14 protein-coding genes are annotated in these 19,474 nt (G+C 73.8%); 2 read left to right on the forward strand and 12 right to left on the reverse strand.

What is annotated here, in order from left to right; genetic code table 11:
* Positions 1–205: 205 nt before the first annotated feature.
* A complete protein-coding gene (locus tag SXIN_RS07445) occupies positions 206–2,365 on the reverse strand; it encodes a RecQ family ATP-dependent DNA helicase (protein WP_039821983.1) in 2,160 nt (719 codons plus the stop codon).
* Positions 2,366–2,644: 279 nt separating this feature from the next.
* Between SXIN_RS07445 and SXIN_RS07450 the strand changes: the two genes are divergently transcribed.
* Positions 2,645–3,262, forward strand: a complete 618-nt coding sequence (locus tag SXIN_RS07450; protein WP_095757961.1) for a hypothetical protein — start codon at positions 2,645–2,647, stop codon at positions 3,260–3,262.
* 15 nt (positions 3,263–3,277) lie between these two features.
* Here SXIN_RS07450 and SXIN_RS07455 read toward each other — a convergent pair whose 3' ends face one another.
* The 7 genes from SXIN_RS07455 to nrdR form a co-directional block, all read right to left on the reverse strand.
* On the reverse strand, positions 3,278–3,883 hold the full coding sequence (locus SXIN_RS07455) for a hypothetical protein (protein ID WP_095756766.1): 606 nt from the start codon (positions 3,881–3,883) through the stop codon (positions 3,278–3,280).
* A 64-nt stretch (positions 3,884–3,947) separates the two neighbouring features.
* A complete protein-coding gene (locus SXIN_RS07460; protein WP_019706305.1) occupies positions 3,948–4,649 on the reverse strand; it encodes a ribonuclease HII in 702 nt (233 codons plus the stop codon).
* 116 nt (positions 4,650–4,765) lie between these two features.
* On the reverse strand, positions 4,766–5,671 hold the full coding sequence (locus SXIN_RS07465; protein ID WP_095756767.1) for an ADP-ribosylglycohydrolase family protein: 906 nt from the start codon (positions 5,669–5,671) through the stop codon (positions 4,766–4,768).
* A gap of 12 nt (positions 5,672–5,683) precedes the next feature.
* Positions 5,684–6,343, reverse strand: a complete 660-nt coding sequence (locus SXIN_RS07470; RefSeq protein WP_039821988.1) for a histidine phosphatase family protein — start codon at positions 6,341–6,343, stop codon at positions 5,684–5,686.
* Positions 6,344–6,417: 74 nt separating this feature from the next.
* Positions 6,418–7,023, reverse strand: a complete 606-nt coding sequence (locus tag SXIN_RS07475) for a YdbC family protein (protein WP_019709713.1) — start codon at positions 7,021–7,023, stop codon at positions 6,418–6,420.
* Positions 7,024–7,196: 173 nt separating this feature from the next.
* Positions 7,197–10,076, reverse strand: a complete 2,880-nt coding sequence (locus SXIN_RS07480) for a vitamin B12-dependent ribonucleotide reductase (RefSeq protein ID WP_019709714.1) — start codon at positions 10,074–10,076, stop codon at positions 7,197–7,199.
* A gap of 115 nt (positions 10,077–10,191) precedes the next feature.
* The gene (gene nrdR / locus SXIN_RS07485; RefSeq protein WP_019709715.1) at positions 10,192–10,740 is read right to left on the reverse strand and encodes a transcriptional regulator NrdR; all 549 of its coding nucleotides are present in this window, start codon (positions 10,738–10,740) and stop codon (positions 10,192–10,194) included.
* A gap of 577 nt (positions 10,741–11,317) precedes the next feature.
* Between nrdR and lexA the strand changes: the two genes are divergently transcribed.
* On the forward strand, positions 11,318–12,049 hold the full coding sequence (lexA, locus tag SXIN_RS07490) for a transcriptional repressor LexA (RefSeq protein WP_475360450.1): 732 nt from the start codon (positions 11,318–11,320) through the stop codon (positions 12,047–12,049).
* Between the two features lie 143 nt (positions 12,050–12,192).
* Here lexA and SXIN_RS07495 read toward each other — a convergent pair whose 3' ends face one another.
* From SXIN_RS07495 to SXIN_RS07510, 4 genes are all read right to left on the reverse strand, one after another.
* Entirely contained in the window at positions 12,193–14,187 is a 1,995-nt protein-coding gene (locus SXIN_RS07495) for an ATP-dependent DNA helicase (RefSeq protein WP_019709717.1), read from the reverse strand.
* A 40-nt stretch (positions 14,188–14,227) separates the two neighbouring features.
* Positions 14,228–15,931, reverse strand: coding sequence for an IucA/IucC family protein (locus SXIN_RS07500; RefSeq protein ID WP_050930900.1), 1,704 nt, complete (start codon positions 15,929–15,931; stop codon positions 14,228–14,230).
* 191 nt (positions 15,932–16,122) lie between these two features.
* Complete coding sequence (locus SXIN_RS07505; protein WP_095756768.1) at positions 16,123–16,959, reverse strand: GNAT family N-acetyltransferase; 837 nt, start codon at positions 16,957–16,959, stop codon at positions 16,123–16,125.
* Complete coding sequence (locus SXIN_RS07510) at positions 16,956–19,010, reverse strand: IucA/IucC family protein (RefSeq protein ID WP_192883564.1); 2,055 nt, start codon at positions 19,008–19,010, stop codon at positions 16,956–16,958. The genes SXIN_RS07505 and SXIN_RS07510 overlap by 4 nt, the downstream gene beginning before the upstream one ends.
* Between the last annotated feature and the right edge of the window lie 464 nt (positions 19,011–19,474).

Raw genomic sequence — 19,474 nt, forward strand, 5'->3', positions numbered from 1 at the left:
TGCATGGGGCCGTGGCGCGAGACGGGCCGGTGTCACGGCTCCGGGACCGGAGGGCGAGGAGGGGCGGGGGATGGGACTCTGTGGACGCGGGACCCCGGGAGGAGCCGCCTTCCGGCGGCTTGCCCGGCCGTACAGGGGCGTTGAGCGGGCCGGCACGGGCACGGCCCCGGCCGGACCGCGCACCGACCACGGGGGCGCGGCAGGCTCAGGCGGCCGCGGCGAGGACCAGCGGCAGGACCCCTTCACCGCCGGCCCGGCGGAGCAGGCGGGCGGCGACCGCGAGGGTCCAGCCGGAGTCGGTGTAGTCGTCCACGAGCAGGACGGGGCCGGACACACCCGCCAGGGCACCGGCCAGTTCCTCCGAGACGGTGAAGGCGCCGGACAGCGCCTTGACGCGCTGGGCCGAGTTGCTGCGGCGCACCGTGTGCTCCCCGCTCGGCCCGGTGTACGTCAGTGCGCCCAGGAACGGGAGCCGGCCGATGCCGGCGATGCCCCGGGCCAGGGAGCCGACCAACTGCGGGCGGGACAGGGAGGGCACGGCGACGACGCCCGCCGGCCGGGGGGAGGCGTCCGGGACATCCGGCGCCCAGCCCCCCGGGGAGCGCGCCCAGTCGGCGAGGACCGCCACCGCGGCCCGGAGCACGTCATCGGGCACCGGCCCGTCGGGCGCGTGCTCGGCCAGCAGCGGGCGCAGCCGGTTGCCCCAGCCGATGTCCGAGAGCCGCCCCAGGGCGCGCCCGGTGGAGCACTGCTCCTGCGCGGGGATGCGCCCCTTGAGGTCGATGCCCAGGGCTGGCAGCCCCGTCGGCCACATCCGGCGCGGCTCGATCTCCACCCCCGGGCGGTCCAGTTCCTTCGCCGCCCCCGTCAGCGTCTCCGCGGATACCGAGGTGTCGGCCCAGGCCCCGGCGCAGTTGTCGCAGCGGCCGCACGGGGCCGCCCCCTCGTCGTCCAGCTGCCGCCGCAGGAATTCCATCCGGCAGCCGGAGGTGCTCACGTAATCGCGCATGGCCTGCTGCTCGGCCGCCCGCTGCCGGGCGACCCAGGCGTAGCGCTCGGCGTCGTACGCCCACGGCTCGCCGGTCGAGATCCAGCCGCCCTTCACCCGTTTGACCGCGCCGTCCACGTCGAGCACCTTCAGCATGGTCTCCAGGCGGGTGCGCCGGAGATCGACCAGGGCCTCCAGGGCCGGCACGGACAGTGGCCGTCCCGCCTCGGCGAGGGCCGCGAGGGTCTGCCGGACCTGCGCCTCGGGCGGGAAGGCGGTATCTGCGAAGTAGCGCCAGATGGCCTCGTCCTCCCGGCCCGGCAGCAGGAGCACGTCCGCGTGGGCCACACCGCGGCCCGCCCGCCCCACCTGCTGGTAGTAGGCGATCGGCGAGGACGGCGAACCGAGGTGGATGACGAAGCCCAGATCCGGCTTGTCGAAGCCCATGCCCAGTGCCGAGGTGGCGACCAGCGCCTTGACCCGGTTCTCCTGCAGATCGGTCTCGGCCTGCAGCCGGTCGGCGTTCTCCGTGCGCCCCGTGTAGGACGCCACCCGGAAGCCGCGCTGCCGCAGGAAGGCGGTGGCCTCCTCGGCCGCGGCGACGGTCAGGGCGTAGACGATCCCGGAGCCCTGCAGCTCGTCCAGGTGCTCGGCCAGCCAGGCCAGGCGGTGCGCGGCGTCCGGCAGCCGGACCACCCCGAGCCGCAGGCTCTCCCGGTCCAGCGGACCGCGCAGCACGAGGGCCTCGCCGGCACCGGTGCCCAGTTGCTCGGCCACGTCCGCGGTGACCCGGGCGTTGGCGGTCGCGGTGGTGGCCAGCACGGGCACACCCGGGGCGAGCTCGGCGAGCATCGCCCGCAGCCGGCGGTAATCGGGGCGGAAGTCGTGGCCCCAGTCGGAGATGCAGTGCGCCTCGTCGACGACCAGCAGACCGGTCGTGGCCGCGAGCCGGGGAAGCACCTGATCGCGGAAGTCCACCGAGTTGAGACGTTCCGGGCTGACGAGGAGGACGTCGGTCTCGCCCCGCTCGATCTCCTCGTGGATGACGTCCCACTCCTCCGGGTTGGCCGAGTTGATGGTGCGTGCGCGGATGCCGGCCCGCGCCGCCGAATCGACCTGGTTGCGCATCAGGGCCAGCAGCGGCGAGACGATCACCGTGGGCCCCGAGCCGCGCCGGCGCAGGAGGGCCGTGGCGACGAAGTACACCGCCGACTTGCCCCAGCCGGTGCGCTGCACCACCAGCGCGCGCCGGCGCTCCTCGACCAGAGCCGCCACCGCCTGCCACTGGTCCTCCCGCAGCCGCGCCGTACCCCCCGGGTCGCCGACGAGTTCGGCGAGGATGGTGTCGGCTTCGGTGCGGAGCTCCGGATCGTCCATGCCCCCCATGCAACCACCTCGCGGACGGTCCCACCGACACCGGAGGGGGCGGCGGCCGCCGCCCCGCCCCGGAGCGGGGGCGGGATCCGCGGATCCGGTTCCGGGCCGCCCGTTCCCCCGGCTGCTCATTGCCGGGGACCCCTCCCGCCAGGGAGAATCGGTTCACCACAGCTCTGTTGCGCGGACGGGCCGGAGGCCGGTCCGCTGTGCCCCCGCGCCCGCCTCCGTCCGCCGGCGGCTGCCGCACACCCCGAAGGGAGGACCGTGACCTCCGGTTCCATGATCTCTCCGGCGGCGGTCCGGCCGCCGGCCGCCGTCTCCGCCACCCGGCTCGGGCGGACCCTGGAACCCGCGGAGTGGGCGGCCGCCGGTATCCCCCTGCTCCGGGACCCGCGGGAGATCGTCACGGGCCTGTACACGCGCCACCGGCCGGCTCCGGCGACCGTCGTCATCGCCGTTCTGGACACGGAACAGCGGGTCATCGCCAGCGCGTCGTTCGCGTGCGGCGAGGCGGCCGCCGACGGCTGGCTGTTCCGCAACGCCCTGCTCGACCGACTGCGCCGGATCATCCCGCACGACCTGCGGCGCCGGAACCCCGTCCGCACGGCCGTGCTCCTCCACTGCCGTGCCGGGGACACCGAGTGGACACCACTCGACGGAGCCTGGATGTGGGGACTGCGGGACGCCTGCACCCTGCACGGGCTGCGCTGCGGGGCGTACCTCGTGCTGACCCCGGGCGGCTGGCGGGTGCTCGGCGAGGGCCGCGGCGGCCGTCACCCGCACTCCGGGGCGCCCGGCGGTGCCCCGCGGGCGGCGGGAGGGGCCCGCCCCGCCGTCACACCCCGGCGGACGGCCGGCGGAGCGCCGGATACCCGGCGCCGTACGGCCGCCCGCTGAGGGCCGGTGCGGCGGTCAGGCTCCGCTTCCGATGAGGGAGTTGATCCGCTCGGGGTCACCGCACACGATGAGCAGCGAACCGGCCTTCGCCATGGCGTCCGGCAGGGCCCGGCCGGCATCGTCGTCCGCACCGCCGTTGACCGCGACGACCACGACGGGGCGTCCCGTCGTGCGCCCGGCCGCCGAGGCGGCCGCGTAGAAGACGTCCTCGCGCGCGTCGTGCTGCGCCCAGTAGGTCTTCTCACCGAAGGACAGTTCGTGCGCGGCCCACGGGTGCTGTTCGCCCGTGGTCAGGACGAGGACGTCACCGGGCGCGCGGCCGGAGTCGAGGAGCAGGTCGACGGCTTCCTCCGCGGCGTCCAGCGCTCCGTCCGCCGGGGCGGGGATCAGCTGGATCTGCGGTCCGGCCGCGGCGGGCGCCGAGGGCGCGGCCTGTGCGCGGGGACCGCGCTGGGCCGGCACGGCCGTGCCGTGGGCGGTGCCGGGCCGGGACGGGCGCGGCGGTGTGGGACGGGGACCTGGGACGGGACGGGGGGTCTGCGCGGTACGGCCGGCGGCCGGAGTTGCGCGGGGACCCGGGACACTCGCGTGAATCTGAGGCTCCTCGGGGCTGAGAGGCATGAGCTGATGTCTATCAAACACCGGTGCGATCCGCACCGGCGGGGCGGGAGAGAACGGCAACCGTTCAGAAATCGAAGCCGAGTTGCCCCCCGCACTCCGCGGCTTCCTCCGGCCCGTGGGTGCGCACCTTCTTGAGGTGCCGCCAGCGGGGAAGCGCGTCCATATAGGCCCAGGACACCCGGTGGTGGACGGTCGGGCCCCGTTCCGCGAGCGCGGCCCGGTGCGCCGGCGAGGGGTAGCCGGCGTTGGTACCGAAGGCGAACTCCTCGTGATCCCGGCCGAGTTCCGCCATCAGCGCGTCCCGCCGCACCTTGGCGAGCACGGAGGCGGCCGCCACGGCCACACAGGCCTGGTCCCCCTTGATGACCGTACGGACCCGCCACGGCGCCCCGAGGTAGTCGTGCTTGCCGTCGAGGATGACGGCGTCGGGGCGGACCGGAAGCGCCTCCAAAGCCCGTACCGCCGCCAGGCGCAGGGCCGCGGTCATACCGAGCTCATCGATCTCCTGGGGTGTGGCGTGCCCCAGGGCGTGCGCCGTGACCCAGCCCTCCAGCCGTGCCGCCAGCTCCGTGCGGCGCTTGGGGGTGAGCAGCTTGGAATCGGTGAGCCCCTCCGGCGGCCGGCGCAGTCCGGTGACGGCGGCGCACACCGTGACCGGGCCGGCCCAGGCACCGCGGCCGACCTCGTCGACACCGGCGACGACGCGCGCGCCGGTGGTGGCGCGGAGCGAGCGCTCGACACTGTGGGTCGGTGGTTCGTACGGCATGGCGCCAGTCAGGTTACGCGGCCGGGTGGGGCGGGCTGCGGGCGGGCACCGGTCCGGGTGCGCCGGGGTTCGGCGGGACGCCCCGGGAGCTCTTGGAGAGCCGCCCGGGGAGGCTGTCAGCCCTCGCAGTCCGGCGCCCACTGCGGCAGCGGTTCCGTGCGCTCCAGCCACTCCGCGGGCGGCGCCCCCGGGCCGGAGGCGACCACTCCGCCGACGATCGCGCAGGTGGTGTCCACGTCTCCCCCGGCCCGCGCCGTGGTCCAGAAGGCCGCCCGGAAGTCGCCGAGGTGGCGGGCCGCTGCCCAGAGGGTGAAGGGCACGGTGTCGTGCGCGCTGTTGCGGCGCCCGCAGCCGAGCACCGCGGCGACGGTGCCCGGGTCGGCGTAGTCGAGCAGGTCCCGGGCGCGCCGCAGACCGGCCCGTACGGCGCTGCGGGGCACCAGTTCGGTCACGGCGTCCAGCAGGTCCTCCGGGCGGCCGCCGCTCCGCGGGGCCGCGGCCAGGGAGGCCGCGGCCGCCACGGCCATGGTTCCGGCGACGGCCTCCCGGTGCTGGTGGGTGACGTAGGCGGAGAGCTCCGCCTCGCGCACCGCCCGCTCCGGTTCGCCCCCGTACCAGGCGCCCAGCGGCGCGATCCGCATCGCGGCGCCGTTACCCCACGAGCCCTGGCCGTTGAAGAGGGCGGAGGCGAGTGCGCGCCAGTCGCCGCCCTCCCCCATCGACCGCAGGATCCGGTTGACGGTGGAGCCGTAGGCGCGGTCCGGGTCGTGGTGCCGTGCGAAGGAGCGCGCCAGGGCGTCCTGGTCGATGGAGCCGTGGACGGCCAGGACCGCGACCACGGAGCAGGCCATCTCGGTGTCGTCGGTCCACCGCGCGATGCCCGCGGGCAGCTCCTGCCGCCTCAGGGCGGCGTGGTGCACGGGGTCGGTGAACCGGGAGCCGAGCGCGTCGCCCACCGCCAGACCGCGGAGGGCGGCGAGGGCGCGGGCGCAGCGGCGCGCGAGGGCGGGATCAGCGGTCATCGTCCAGGCACTCTAACCGGTGGCCCCGTACGACTCGGGGGTACACCAGCGCTCGAAGGGCCGGTCGAGTGTGTACTTCCCGTCCTCGCCGAGCACGAGCATCCGGAACTCGGCGTTGCCGGGGTTGGAGAGGCACTCGAACTCGGCCACCGTCCAGTGGAACCAGCGCATGCAGAACAGCCGCATGGTCAGTCCGTGGGTGACGATCAGCACGTTGGGCGGGTGGTCCGGCTCCTCGAAGCTGCGGTGCAGGCTCTCCAGGAACGCTCCCACGCGGTCGTACACGTCGGCGCCGGACTCGCCCTGGGCGAAGCGGTAGAAGAAGTGCCCGTAGGCGTCGCGGTGCACCTTCTGCAGCCGCACGTCCTCGGAGTCCTGCCAGTTGCCCCAGTCCTGTTCGCGCAGCCGGGGCTCCTCCCGCACCCGGACCCGTGAGGGGTCCAGGCCCAGCGCCAGGAAGGTCTGGTGGGTGCGCCGGTACGGCGACACATAGGCGCTGATCCGCTCCTCGCCGAAGATCTCCCGGAGCCGCGCCCCCGTCTCCTCGACCTGCCGCCGTCCCCGCTCCGTGAGGTGCAGGGCGTGGTCGGGCTCCCGTTCGTACACCGTGTCGTCGTGGTTCCCCTCCGATTCGCCGTGCCGGACGAGGACGATGCGCCGTGGCCGTGCCATGCCGCCCACCCTAAGCGGGGGTTCCGGGGGCTCGGCACACGCTCGGTGCGCGGCCGGTCGGACGGTCCAGCCGGTCAGACGGTCCAGGAGGGTTCGAGGTCGACGACGTCACCGGTGATCGCCGCGACGTCGGCCTCCAGTTGGGCGCGGAGGGCGAGCCGCTCGACGCGCTCCTCCCGGTACTTCCCGTGCTCCGCCGCCGACGCCCACAGCGAGAGCACCAGGAACTCGTTCCCCGGTGCCTCGCCGAAGACGCCGCGCAGCATGCCCGGGGAGCCGGCCATCGCCGGGTTCCAGACCTTCTCCTGCATCAGCGTGAAGTGCTCGACCCGGGGCTCGTGGATCCGGCAGTGCGCGACCCGCGCCACGTCCGCGTCGGCGAAGGTCGGCGTGAAACCCGTCTTGACATCGAACCGGTGCTCGAAGAGCCGGACCCGGGCGCCGGTGAAGGTGCCGGACTGCGCGGCGGCCAGCCGGTGGTGCGAGCGGGCCATGAAGGAGTCGTAGAAGGCGCGGCTCTCCCAGAACGCGAAGAGATGGGCCACTCCGGGACGGAGACGGCTCCAGCCGCCGCTCTGTCCCCGGAAGCCCGGCTCGCCGAGCAGTCCCGCCCACTTCCGCTGCCCGCGCTCGAAACCGCGGCGGTCGACCACGGTGCAGCGAATCCACTTGACCAGCACCGCGCCATCGTACGGCCCCGGGCCCCCGGCGAACCCCGGTGATCGCGGAGTGCGCCCCCGTCCGTGACCCGTGCGCCGTCCGCGCCCGGAACGCGGCGGAGGGGACCGGCCCCGGGCCGGTCCCCTCCTGTTGCCGTGATCTCCACGGGTACCCGGGTCTCCCCGGTCGCCCGTCAGCTGCAGCCGCTGGTCGAGCCGCAGCCCTCGCAGAGGTAGCAGCTGCCGGCCCGGCGCATCTTCGTGCCGCAGGAGAAGCAGAGCGGGGCGTCCGCGTTCAGGCCGAGCTGCATCTCCACCAGTTCCGTGGAGCTGTGCGCCTCCTTCGGTGCCGGCGCCTCGGCGGCCTGCGGCGGCTGGCCCGCCGGGGCCCGGGAGCCCTCGGTCCGGCGCGGGGCGGACTGCGCCAGGCTCTCGATGTCCATCTCGTCGTCGGACGGCTCGTACGAGCCGGTCTCGAGGTGGCGCTGGCGCTCCTCGGCCGAGTGGATGCCGAGCGCCGAGCGGGTCTCGAACGGCAGGAAGTCGAGCGCCAGCCGGCGGAAGATGTAGTCGACGATCGACTGCGCCATCCGCACGTCCGGGTCGTCCGTCATGCCCGCCGGCTCGAACCGCATGTTGGTGAACTTGGCGACGTAGGTCTCCAGCGGCACGCCGTACTGCAGGCCGACCGAGACGGCGATCGAGAAGGCGTCCATCATGCCCGCGAGGGTCGAGCCCTGCTTGGACATCTTCAGGAAGACCTCGCCGAGGCCGTCGTCCGGATAGGAGTTGGCCGTCATGTAGCCCTCGGCGCCGCCGACCGTGAAGGAGGTCGTGATGCCGGGGCGTCCCTTGGGCAGGCGCTTGCGGACGGGGCGGTACTCGACGACCTTCGCGGCCGCCGGCTCCTCCTCGGCCGCGCCCTTGCCCTTCTCCTCCCACTTCTTCGTGGAGAGCGGCTGGCCCACCTTGCAGTTGTCGCGGTAGATGGCGAGCGCCTTGAGGCCGAGCTTCCAGCCCTGGAAGTAGATCTCCTCGATCTCCTCGACCGAGGCGGACTCCGGCATGTTCACGGTCTTGGAGATGGCGCCGGAGAGGAACGGCTGGGCGGCCGCCATCATCCGGACGTGGCCCATCGGCGAGATGGAGCGCTCGCCCATGGCGCAGTCGAAGACCTCGTAGTGCTGCGGCCGCAGGCCCGGCGCGTCGATCACATTGCCGTGCTCGGCGATGTGGGCGACGATCGCCTCGATCTGCTCCTGCTGGTAGCCGAGGCGCTTGAGCGCCTTGGGGACCGTGTTGTTCACGATCTGCATGGAGCCGCCGCCGACGAGCTTCTTGTACTTCACCAGCGCCAGGTCCGGCTCGACGCCGGTGGTGTCGCAGTCCATCATCAGGCCGATGGTGCCGGTCGGCGCGAGCACGGAGGCCTGCGCGTTGCGGAAACCGTTCTTGGCCCCGACGCGGACGACGTCCTGCCAGGCCTCGGTCGCCGCGGCCCAGACCGGGGTGTCGAGGTCGTCCATGCGCTTGGCGGCGGCGTTGGCGTCGGCGTGCTGCTTCATGACGCGGTTGTGGGCGTCGGCGTTGCGGGCGTAGCCCTCGTACGGGCCGACGACCGCGGCGAGTTCGGCCGAGCGCTTGTACGAGGTGCCGGTCATCAGGGAGGTGATGGCACCGGCGAGGGCGCGGCCGCCGTCCGAGTCGTAGGCGTGGCCGGTGGCCATCAGCAGGGCGCCGAGGTTGGCGTAGCCGATGCCCAGCTGGCGGAAGGCGCGGGTGGTCTCCCCGATCTTCCGGGTCGGGAAGTCCGCGAAGCAGATGGAGATGTCCATCGCGGTGATGACGAGTTCGACGACCTTGCCGAAGCGCTCGGCGTCGAACGACTGGTTGCCCCGGTCGTCGTCGCGCAGGAACTTCATCAGGTTCAGCGAGGCCAGGTTGCACGAGGAGTTGTCCAGGTGCATGTACTCGCTGCAGGGGTTGGAGGCGCTGATCCGGCCCGACTCCGGCGAGGTGTGCCAGTGGTTGATGGTGTCGTCGTACTGGATGCCGGGGTCGGCGCAGGCCCAGGCGGCCTCGGCCATCTTGCGGAACAGCCCCTTGGCGTCCACCTCTTCGATGACCTCGCCGGTCATCCGGGCGCGCAGGCCGAACTTCCCGTCCGCCTCCACGGCCTTCATGAACTCGTCGTTCACCCGGACCGAGTTGTTGGCGTTCTGGTACTGGACGGAGGTGATGTCGTCGCCGCCCAGGTCCATGTCGAAGCCCGCGTCCCGCAGCGCGCGGACCTTCTCCTCCTCCTTCACCTTGGTCTCGATGAAGGCCTCGACGTCCGGGTGGTCCACGTCGAGGACGACCATCTTGGCCGCGCGGCGGGTCGCACCGCCGGACTTGATGGTGCCGGCGGACGCGTCGGCGCCGCGCATGAAGGAGACCGGGCCGGAGGCGTTGCCACCGGAGGAGAGCAGCTCCTTGGAGGAGCGGATGCGGGAGAGGTTCAGGCCCGCGCCGGAACCGCCCTTGAAGATCATCCCCTCCTCCTTGTACCAGTCGAGGATCGACTCCATGGAGTCGTCGACGGAAAGGATGAAGCAGGCGGAGACCTGCTGGGGCTGCTGGGTGCCGACGTTGAACCACACCGGCGAGTTGAAGCTGAAGATCTGGTGGAGCAGGGCGTGGGCCAGCTCGTGTTCGAAGATCTCGGCATCGGCGGGGGAGGCGAAGTAGCCGTGCTGCTCACCGGCCTCGCGGTACGTCTTGACCACGCGGTCGATGAGCTGCTTCAGGCTGTACTCCCGGTCGGGCGAGCCGACCGCTCCGCGGAAGTACTTGCTGGTCACGATGTTGACCGCGTTCACCGACCAGAAATCGGGGAACTCGACGCCGTGCTGCTCGAAGTTGACCGAGCCGTCGCGCCAGTTGGTCATGACGACGTCACGGCGCTCCCAGACCACCTCGTCGTACGGATGGACACCGGGAGTGGTGTGGATCCGCTCGATCCGCAGGCCCTTGCTCGCCTTGCTCCCCTTGGAACGGGAACCTCGTGCGGGACCGCTCGCCGTCTCTGTCATGCCGCCTCCCTGTACGGGCTGAAACGCCCTGATGTGCCCGGTTTCTTCCCCCGGCACGGTGTCTGTTCTGATACCCGGGCGCGCCACGCGGCGCCCCGGGTGCTCCGGCCGTCACTCAGCCGGTGTGGGGACCCCCACGCCCGGATCCGGTGACGGCCGGCGGGGGGACCGCTGATCCGGCCGGAGCCCCGGCCGGGGGGTCGCCCGCCTCCGCGGGGGGCCGCTCCTCGCGCAACTCGGCGATGGCGGCCTCGAAGTCCTCAAGAGAGTCGAACGCCCGGTAGACGGACGCGAAGCGCAGGTACGCGACGAGGTCCAGCTCCTTGAGCGGCCCCAGTATCGCCAGGCCCACGTCGTGGGTGGAGAGTTCGGCGCTGCCGGTGGCGCGCACGGCCTCCTCCACCCGCTGGCCCAGCTTCGCCAGGGCGTCCTCGGTGACCGGCCGCCCCTGGCACGCCTTGCGCACCCCTGAGATGACCTTGTCGCGGCTGAAGGGCTCGGTGACCCCGCTCCGCTTGATCACCATGAGCGAGGCGGTCTCCACCGTGGTGAACCGGCGGGAGCAGTGCGGGCACTGACGGCGCCTGCGGATGGACGTCCCGTCGTCGGTCGTCCGGCTGTCGACCACGCGGCTGTCGGGGTGCCTGCAGAAGGGGCAGTGCATCGTTCCTCGCCCTCCTCGGACCCTCGGTTTCGCGTACGGCACAGCACGGCTGCGCAACCCCGCCGCGGCCCGTATGAGCCGTTCGGAGCAGGCACCAGCATAGGCGATGACCGAGCCCGCGTCGCACCGGAAACCACAACTTCTGGGACCGCGCCGATTATGGGACCACTAGATCTGGTGGCTGACCGTCAGAGACGGTGACCGGGTGTCGCGGACCCGGCGGGCCCTCGAAGACTACGGGAGCCGGTCCGCGCCGCGCCCCCGGGGCGGGGGTGCCACACTGGGTCGCGCCGCACGGACGGACGGCGCCCACCCCCGCGCCGGAACGCCGCACCGGGACACCGTGGCACGCGTACCCCGCACGCCGCCCTTCACTCGGCAGAGCCTTCGGCGTATACACCTGATCCCATGATCAAGCCGGTTGAACCGCGAATTTTCACTCGAACGTGTGTTTGGCGCAACCTTTCGAAAGCAACTACCGTTGTCCAGCTAGAGGGAGACACTTGAGAGAGGGGCCGACGTGACCACCACCGCAGACAGCGCGACCATCACCGCCCAGGACCGGATCCCGCACGGACTGGAACAGAACCGCCCGGCCGACGGAACACCGGCCCCGAGCCCGGAGGACCAGAAGCCCACGCGCTCGCTGCCCGGACGGCCCCCGGGAATCCGCGCGGACAGCTCCGGGCTCACGGACCGGCAGCGCCGGGTCATCGAGGTCATCCGGGACTCCGTCCAGCGGCGGGGATACCCACCGTCGATGCGGGAGATCGGACAGGCGGTGGGGCTGTCCAGCACCTCCTCGGTGGCGCACCAGCTCATGGCTCTGGAGCGGAAGGGCTTCCTCCGCCGCGACCCGCACCGCCCCCGCGCCTACGAGGTGCGCGGCTCGGACACCCCGAGCGCCGTCCCCGCCGACACCACCGGCAAGCCCGCCGCCTCCTACGTCCCGCTGGTCGGCCGGATCGCGGCCGGCGGCCCGATCCTGGCCGAGGAGTCCGTCGAGGACGTCTTCCCCCTCCCCCGTCAACTGGTGGGTGACGGCGAGCTGTTCGTACTCAAGGTCGTCGGTGACTCGATGATCGAGGCGGCCATCTGCGACGGCGACTGGGTCACCGTCCGCCGCCAGCCCGTCGCGGAGAACGGCGACATCGTGGCCGCCATGCTCGACGGCGAGGCCACGGTCAAGCGCTTCAAGCGGGAGGACGGCCATGTGTGGCTGCTGCCGCACAACTCCTCCTACCAGCCGATCCCGGGCGACGAGGCCACCATCCTGGGCAAGGTCGTCGCGGTCCTGCGCCGGGTCTGAGCCACACCCCCACACGGCCGGGCCCCGGAACCACTGCGCCGGTTCCGGGGCTCACCCTTGCCGCCGGCCCTTGCGGCCGCCCCGGCGCACGTCCGGGAGCACCCCCGCCGCCCACGCGCCGACCAGGACGGGGCCGGCGTCCGTCAGCGTTCCTCGGCGCGGGCTGCCGCGTCGATGGCCGCCAGGGAGCGGCGCACCTGGTTGCGGTCGGTGGTGTACCAGAAGTCCGGCATCGAGGCGCGCAGGAAACTGCCGTACCGGGCCCGCGCCAGCCGGGGATCCAGCACGGCGACCACACCCCGGTCCCCCGCGGCACGGACCAGCCGGCCGGCGCCCTGCGCCATCAGCAGGGCCGCGTGGGTGGCGGCGACGGCCATGAAGCCGTTGCCGCCGTTCTCCTCCACCGCCTTCTGCCGTGCACTCATCAGTGGGTCGTCCGGGCGCGGGAACGGGATGCGGTCCATCACCACCAACTGGCAGCTCGGGCCGGGGACATCGACGCCCTGCCAGAGCGAGAGGGTGCCGAAGAGGCAGGTGCGGTCGTCCTCGGCGAAGGCCCGGATGAGCTCGCCCAGCGTCTCCTCGCCCTGCAGCAGGACCGGCAGGTCCAGCCGGCCCCGCAGGTTCTCCGCCGCCGCCCGCGCCCCGCGCATGGAGGAGAAGAGGCCGAGGGTCCGCCCGCCGGCCGCCTCCACCAGCTCCGCGAGTTCGTCCAGCATGTCTCCGCGGCCGCCGTCCCGTCCGGGCTGCGACAGATGCTGGGCGACATAGAGGATGCCCTGCCGCGGATAGTCGAAGGGCGAGCCGACATCGACGCCCTTCCACTGCGGCACCGGCTCGGCGTCCCCGTCCTCCCCGGAGGCCGCCGCCGTCCCCTCCCGGGGCAGGCCCAGCGAGGCCGCGACGCCGTTGAAGTCGCCGCCGAGCCGGAGGGTCGCGGAGGTGAGGATCACGGAGCGGTCGGTGAAGAGCTTCTCGCGGAGCAGCCCCGAGACCGACAGCGGCGCCACCCGCAGGGACGCGCCGAACCGGTCGTGCCGCTCGTACCAGATGACGTCGTACTCGGAGCCCTCCACGATGCGCTCCGCCACGGCGTGGACGTTCTCGATCGAGGCCAGCGCCTGCTTGCGGACGGCGTCCTCGTCCTGGACGGACTTGTCGCGGGTGTTGCCGAGGGCCGTGATGACCGTGCGCGAGGCGTCGCGGAGCGCCATCAGGGCGTAGCCGAGGTCCTCCGGGATCTCCTCCAGACGGCCCGGGAGGGCCAGCTCCATCAGCCGTTCGAAGCCCTCGGCGGCGGTCTGCAGCGCGTCGGCCGCCTTCTCGTTGACGAGCTTGGCGGCACGGCGCACCGCGCGGTTGACCGATCCGGGGGTCAGCTCGCCGGTGGCCGCGCCCGTGACACGGGACACCAGCTCATGCGCCTCGTCGACGATCAGCACCTCGTGGCTCGGCAGCACGGGCGCGCCCTCCAGGGCATCGATCGCGAGGAGGGCGTGGTTGGTGATGACGACATCGGCCAGCTTGGCGCGCTCGCGGGCCGCCTCGGCGAAGCACTCGGCTCCGTAGGCGCAGCGGGAGGCGCCGAGGCACTCGCGGGAGGAGACGGAGACCTGGGCCCAGGCCCGGTCGGAGACGCCTGGTGAGAGGGCGTCCCGGTCACCGGTCTCGGTCTCGTCGGCCCAGTCCCGCATGCGCAGCAGGTCCTTGCCGAGCTTGCTGCTGGGGGTGGCCGATTCGAAGACGTCGAAGAGGCCGTCCTCCTCTTCCTGCGGCACGCCCTCGTGCAGCCGGTGCAGGCAGAGGTAGTTGGAGCGGCCCTTCAGCATGGCGAACTCGGGGCGGCGGCGCAGCAGGGGGTGGAGGGACTCGACCGTGCGGGGCAGGTCGCGCTGCACCAGCTGGCGCTGGAGGGCGAGGGTCGCCGTCGCCACGACCACCCTCTCTCCGTGAGCGAGGGCCGGCACCAGATAGCCGAGGGACTTGCCGGTTCCGGTGCCCGCCTGCACGAGCAGATGGGAGCCGCCGTCGATGGCCTCGGCGACCGATTCGGCCATGGTGACCTGGCCGGGACGTTCGGTGCCGCCGACGGCGGCGACGGCCGCGTGCAGCAGCTCGGGGAGAGAGGGCTTCGTCATAGCGTGACCACCCTAAGGGGAGGGACCGACAACGCCCGCCTCACATCCGGGCCAGCGGATTGGGGACGGTCCCGTGGACGGCGGCGTGGGGCCGGTCGGCCCGGTCGCGGTAGCCGTCCAGATGGAGCCGGTTGCGGTTGAGGCAGAGCCGGTCGATGCGCGGGCTGAGCAGATCGAAGGTCTCGAACCGCTCCTTGTCCTCCGGGAAGCGGGCCTGGTGCCGCAGGATCTCCTGGCGCACCAGGGACCAGAACTCGTCCTCCTCCACGCCGAGCTGCTCCTCGCAGAGGGGGGCCAGGTAGCGGAAGACACCGACGAACAGCCCGGAGTGGATGAACTGGGTGAGGAAGGAGGGCTCCTCCGTGAGCAGGACCTCCCGGGCCGTCGCCGGCATGCCCTCGTGCTCGGGCAGCGGCTCCGCGCTGATGTTGACGTCGTCGACGAAGTCCTTCACCGCCAGCCGCACCGGGATGTCGTGCTCGTCGAAGACGACGATGGCGTTCTCCCCGTGCGGTGAGAAGACGGTGCCGTAGCGGTACAGGAAGTGCAGCAGGGGCGGCAGCAGCGCGGCGAAGAGGCGGCGCAGCCAGGCTTCCGGGGCGAGGCCGGAGCGGGACACGAGTTCGGCCGTGAAGGAGCGTCCTCGCGGGTCGGTGTGGATCAGGGACGCCAGGGTGCGGGCCCGCTCCCCCGGGTCGAGCTGCGGCAGGAGGGACTCGCGCCAGATGCAGCCCAGCAGTTCCCGGTACTGGTACGGCACGTCCGGCAGCCGGTCGTAGACCGGGTGTTCGACGGTGACGGAGGCGGTCTCCCCGAGCAGGATGACCCGGGTCTCGTCGCGCAGGAAGGGGTCGTTGTCGCGCAGGGCGTGCACCCACGCGGTGACGGCGGGGGCCGCCAGGGTGCGCTCGGTCGGCAGGCCGCGCCAGACCAGGGTGTTGAGCACCGACAGGGGCAGCTTGACGGTCCGGGCCTCCGGGCGGCTGATGTTGAGGAAGGTGCGGATGGACTGCTGGGGCAGCCGGAGGTCGCCGTCCTCGGCGAGCGGGATGATCCGGGCGTCCGCGATGTACGGGGCGAACAGCGGTGCGATGCTCTCGTCCCACTGCCAGGGGTGGACGGGCAGCCAGAGATAGTCCTCCGGGTCGCGGCCCTGCGCGGCGACGGCGCGGGCGAAGTCCGCGCGGGTCTCCGGGGCGAGTTCCTCGGCGTAGAGGTGGTCGGGTCGGTCGAGGCGGGAAACGCCCCGGTAGGCGGCCAGTTCGCGGTGGACGGCTATCCAGGGGAGCCGCTGCGGCCGGCGGGCCTCGGGGGCCCAGCGCTCGGTGTCGCGGGCGGAGAAGCCGACCCGGCCCTTGTTGGCCACGAGCCAGGGGTGGCCGGTCTGGTGGCCCTCCAGTTCCGCGTAGCCGAGGTCGGCGAGTTCGGCGGCGCTGAGCGCCCCCTCGTCGAGGCGGGTGTCGGCGGCCAGCGTGGCGGTGAGTTCCCGGATCAGGTGGCCGGTGGTGTCACCGGAGAGACCGAGGACGGTGCGGTGGGCGCGGGCGACGAAGAGCATCGGGTCGGCGGAGGGTTCGATGGTCTCGGGGTCCACCCGCCAGTGCCCGTACGCGCCGCGGCGGGCCCGGAAGCGGTAGGTGAGGCCGGGGGCGACGATGAGCCGGTGACTGTGCGGGTCGTCGCCGTCGGGCTCGGGGGTGAGGACCTCTTCGTAGGCGAGTTCGCCGAGCATCTTGGCGAACATGCGGCGGGCGGCGCGCTGCCAGGCGGCCTGGCGCTGCTGGGGTGTGGAACGCAATCTTGCTCCTCGGACGGCGGAACGGGGACGGGCCGAGTGGCTGGCGGGAGTCGCGGTGCGGGGAGGGGGTGTGGCTGCGGGACGGGACGAGGTGGGGTGCGGGACGGGTGTGCGGAACGGGGCGGCACAGACGCGCGTCACCGGGGGCCGTGCGGGGAACGGTCGCGGATCAGCACGGCGGCGCGTCTGCCGGGGAGGTCCACCTCGGCCGAGAAACGGAAATCCGCACGGAGAAAGGCTGCCACGGACGGTGTGTCGCGGAGGTCGGGTTCCCCGACGACTCGGGTGCAGGATGGCCGATTGTCGAGGACGAGGCCGGAAACCGCGCGCAGCAGCGCGCTGCCCAGCCCGCGTCCGCGGTCGGCGGCGGTCCCGAGGAGGAGCCGGATCCCGGTGTCGTGCGGGCGGGTCGGGTAGTGGCGGGCGAGCGGGGCGAGATCGGCTCGGTAGATTTCCCAATAGCTCATCGGTACGCCGTCGAGAAGGCCCAGGCAGGGGACGTCGCGGCCGTCCCCGCCGCAACGGGCGCGGAGACGGCGGGCAGCCGCCTCCACCGGGTCCGCGGGGGCCGGGGATCCGGCCCGGTCCCGGAGGTCCCGGAACGCGGCGGACGCGGGGTCGCCGAGCCAGCGGGCGAGCAGCGGCAGATCGCGCTCGGCACGGACCGGGAGCAGGCGGAAGGAGCCCGCCCGTACGGCGGCCGGTCCCCAGGCCGCGATGTCCCCGAGCAGTTCCCGGCCGGGTGCCGGGCCGGGCGCGCTCTCCGCGTCCGGCGCCCCGCCGGTGCTTCCGGTGCGGAGGCCGTGCGCGCCCGCCGCCGCTTCCCGGCCGGCCGCCGGGGTGTCCGCGTCCCGGGCCGCTCCCTCCCCTCCGCCGTCCGGGGCCCCGCCCGGCAGGCGCAGGTCCACGGTGTCGGCCGTGCTGGAGTCGGGCGGGTCCGCCGTGCTGGCGGTCCGGCCGTGCTCACCCGTCATGACCCGGAAGCGGCAAGCGGGTTGGGGACGGTGACGTACACGGGCCGGGTGTCGGCGGGGCCGGCCGGCTCGTCCGGACCGTGCAGCCGGGTGAGGAGGTCGGCCTTGCACCGCAGGGTGGCGGATTCCAGCAGCAGGCGGGGCAGCGGGGAGACCGCGCCGCCGTGGCCGGTGCCGCCGCGCGCCGCGTCGGTGAGGAAACGGCGGAAGGCCGCCAGCAGGACGCGCTCGTCGGCGAGCCGCTGGGAGCCGAACGCCCCGATGAGGCCGAGGACGTTGTTGATGCCGAGGTGGTAGGCGAAGCGCTCGTCGGCGACCTCGTCGGGGACGAAGGTGTCGCTCGCGGTGCCGATGCCGGGCAGCCGCCGTTCGAGCTCCGCGCGGCGCGACTCCCGGAAGCAGGAGCCCTGGTTGCCGCGGTACCGGCCGCCCGCGGGCCAGCCCTCCGGGCCCAGCAGGACGAGGGTGTTCTGCTGGTGGGCCTCCAGCGCGACCCCCGCCGTGGCGTCCAGCCACAAGACGGGGCGGACGACGGCCTCCAGGTAGCGCAGGAACCACTCGGTGGCGACGGCCGCCGGCGGGCGGCCCGTACGGGCGGCGAGACCGCCGAGCACCTGGGCGAGGCGGGAGCGCACGGCCGGGACGCCCCGGCCGCCGCGGCCCGGCCAGGGGCGCGGGGAGACGAGCCCGGCGACGCAGACGGCGTCGTCTCCGGGGCGGAAGGGGTTGTGCCGGATCACCGCGTCGAGGCCCGGTACCGGCTCGCCGTCGGGACCGCGCACGGCCAGCCAGGCGGGGTCGCGGACGATGTCGAACGACGGATGCGCGCTCCGCCACCGCTCCCCCAGACCGGTGCGGAGCAGCCGGTGCACCTCGACGCCGCGCCGCAGCTCCTCGGGGAGGTTCTCCCGGCGGGAGCCGGTGATCCGCAGGCCGAGGGAGAGCTTGAGCATCGCGGGGGCGTCCGGCCGGTACACGGTCCGCAGGGAGGAGGTCGGGTGCCAGACCGGGCCGTGCGCGCCGAGGTCGTGCAGCAGGCCGCGGTCGAACAGTTCGGCGACGGCTGGGAGATGCCGCACTGCGTGCGCCTGCCGGGGGTGCAGCGGCAGCGGCACGGTGCCCTCCGGGAGCACGGCGTCGGGGCCGGCCAGGCGTTCGGCGAGCCGTTCGGCCGGGACGGTCCGGCCGCGTTCGGTCCAGGCCGAGTCGGCGGCCAGCACCGACGGGTCGGCGGCCAGCCAGTGCAGCGGGAAGGCGCCGCGCAGCTCGGGCGAGTATGCGCCCGCCTCGGCGCCGGAGAGCCCTTCACGGCTCTTGGGTGTGGGATGGAGCGGGTGGCCGAGCAGCAGGGACTGCTCCCCGTCGAGAAAGCGCGCGGTGCCGGGCGGGGTCTCCGGGTCCGCCCGCCGGGCGGTGAGGAACACGGCGGTACGGCGTACGGAGTCGGCGACGCGCCCCACGAGATCGGCCCCGTCACCCGGGAGGGACCGGCCCCGGGCGCCGTACCGCGCCTCACGGACCAGCAGCGCGGCGAGCGTCACCGCGTCCACGGGCGGGGAGTCCTCCGGCGCGCCGACCAGGACGGGGGTGCCGAACCGGTGCCAGCCGCAGGCGGACCAGTGGTGGACCGGCACCCGGAGGGCGGTGCCGCAGGCCGTGAGCGGGATGCGGAGGGTGTCCCCGGCCGGGGCCGGCGTGCCCGTCTCCCGGACCCAGCAGCGCAGCAGGTTCTCGGCGGCGGCCGTGTCGGCGGCGGTGCCGGGATCGGGATGGTCCAGCGGATCGCGGCGGTGGCAGGAGGGCCGGTGAGGGGAGAGCCGGGGGCCGGCGGCGCCCTGGGCCGGGAGGACGGCGGGCGCGGCGTCCGGGCGGGAACGGAGGTGGGCACCGGCATCCGGGGTGCCGGATGCCGACGTCATCCGGGCCCGGGCGGCGCCGTCCGGAGCGCCGCCGTCCGGGGGGCCGGGATCGGAAGCGGCGGGCGCGGGAGTCACGGCAGCGGGCGCGGGGCTTGCGGCGGGCGCCTCGGGCCCGCTGATGCGTACGTTCATGTCCGGTCCGGCGCGGCCGGCCCGGCGGTGCACCGTCCGGGGCGGTGGCGCCTGTCTCCTTCGTCGTCGCAGTCGCAGGGTCGCAGTCGCAGGGTCGCGGTCGCAGGGTCGCGGTCGCAGGGATCGCGGTGGCCGGCCGTCCCGGAGCGGGCCGCCCGGGTCTCCAGGACCCGCCGGGCGGCCACCGGGTGACGGGCAGGGGGAGCCGGCCGCGTCCGCCGGCCGGGAGCCGGCGGCGGTCGGGAGACGCCTCCGCGCGGCGGCGGCCCATACCGGCCGCGGGGCCGCTGCGGCGGCGCGCGGTGATCGGTGCCCCGTGAACGCCGCCCGGCGTCCCCCCGTATACAACGAGGGCGAAGGGTGGAGATCACGGTCGCTGCGAAGATCCTTGGCGGTGCCCGTGCAGGAACCGGAGCCCCGGCCGGGTGCGTCCTCAGCGGCACGGCATAGTGGGAGTCCGACAG

This window comes from Streptomyces xinghaiensis S187 (assembly GCF_000220705.2).
Taxonomy (GTDB): Bacteria; Actinomycetota; Actinomycetes; order Streptomycetales; family Streptomycetaceae; genus Streptomyces; species Streptomyces xinghaiensis.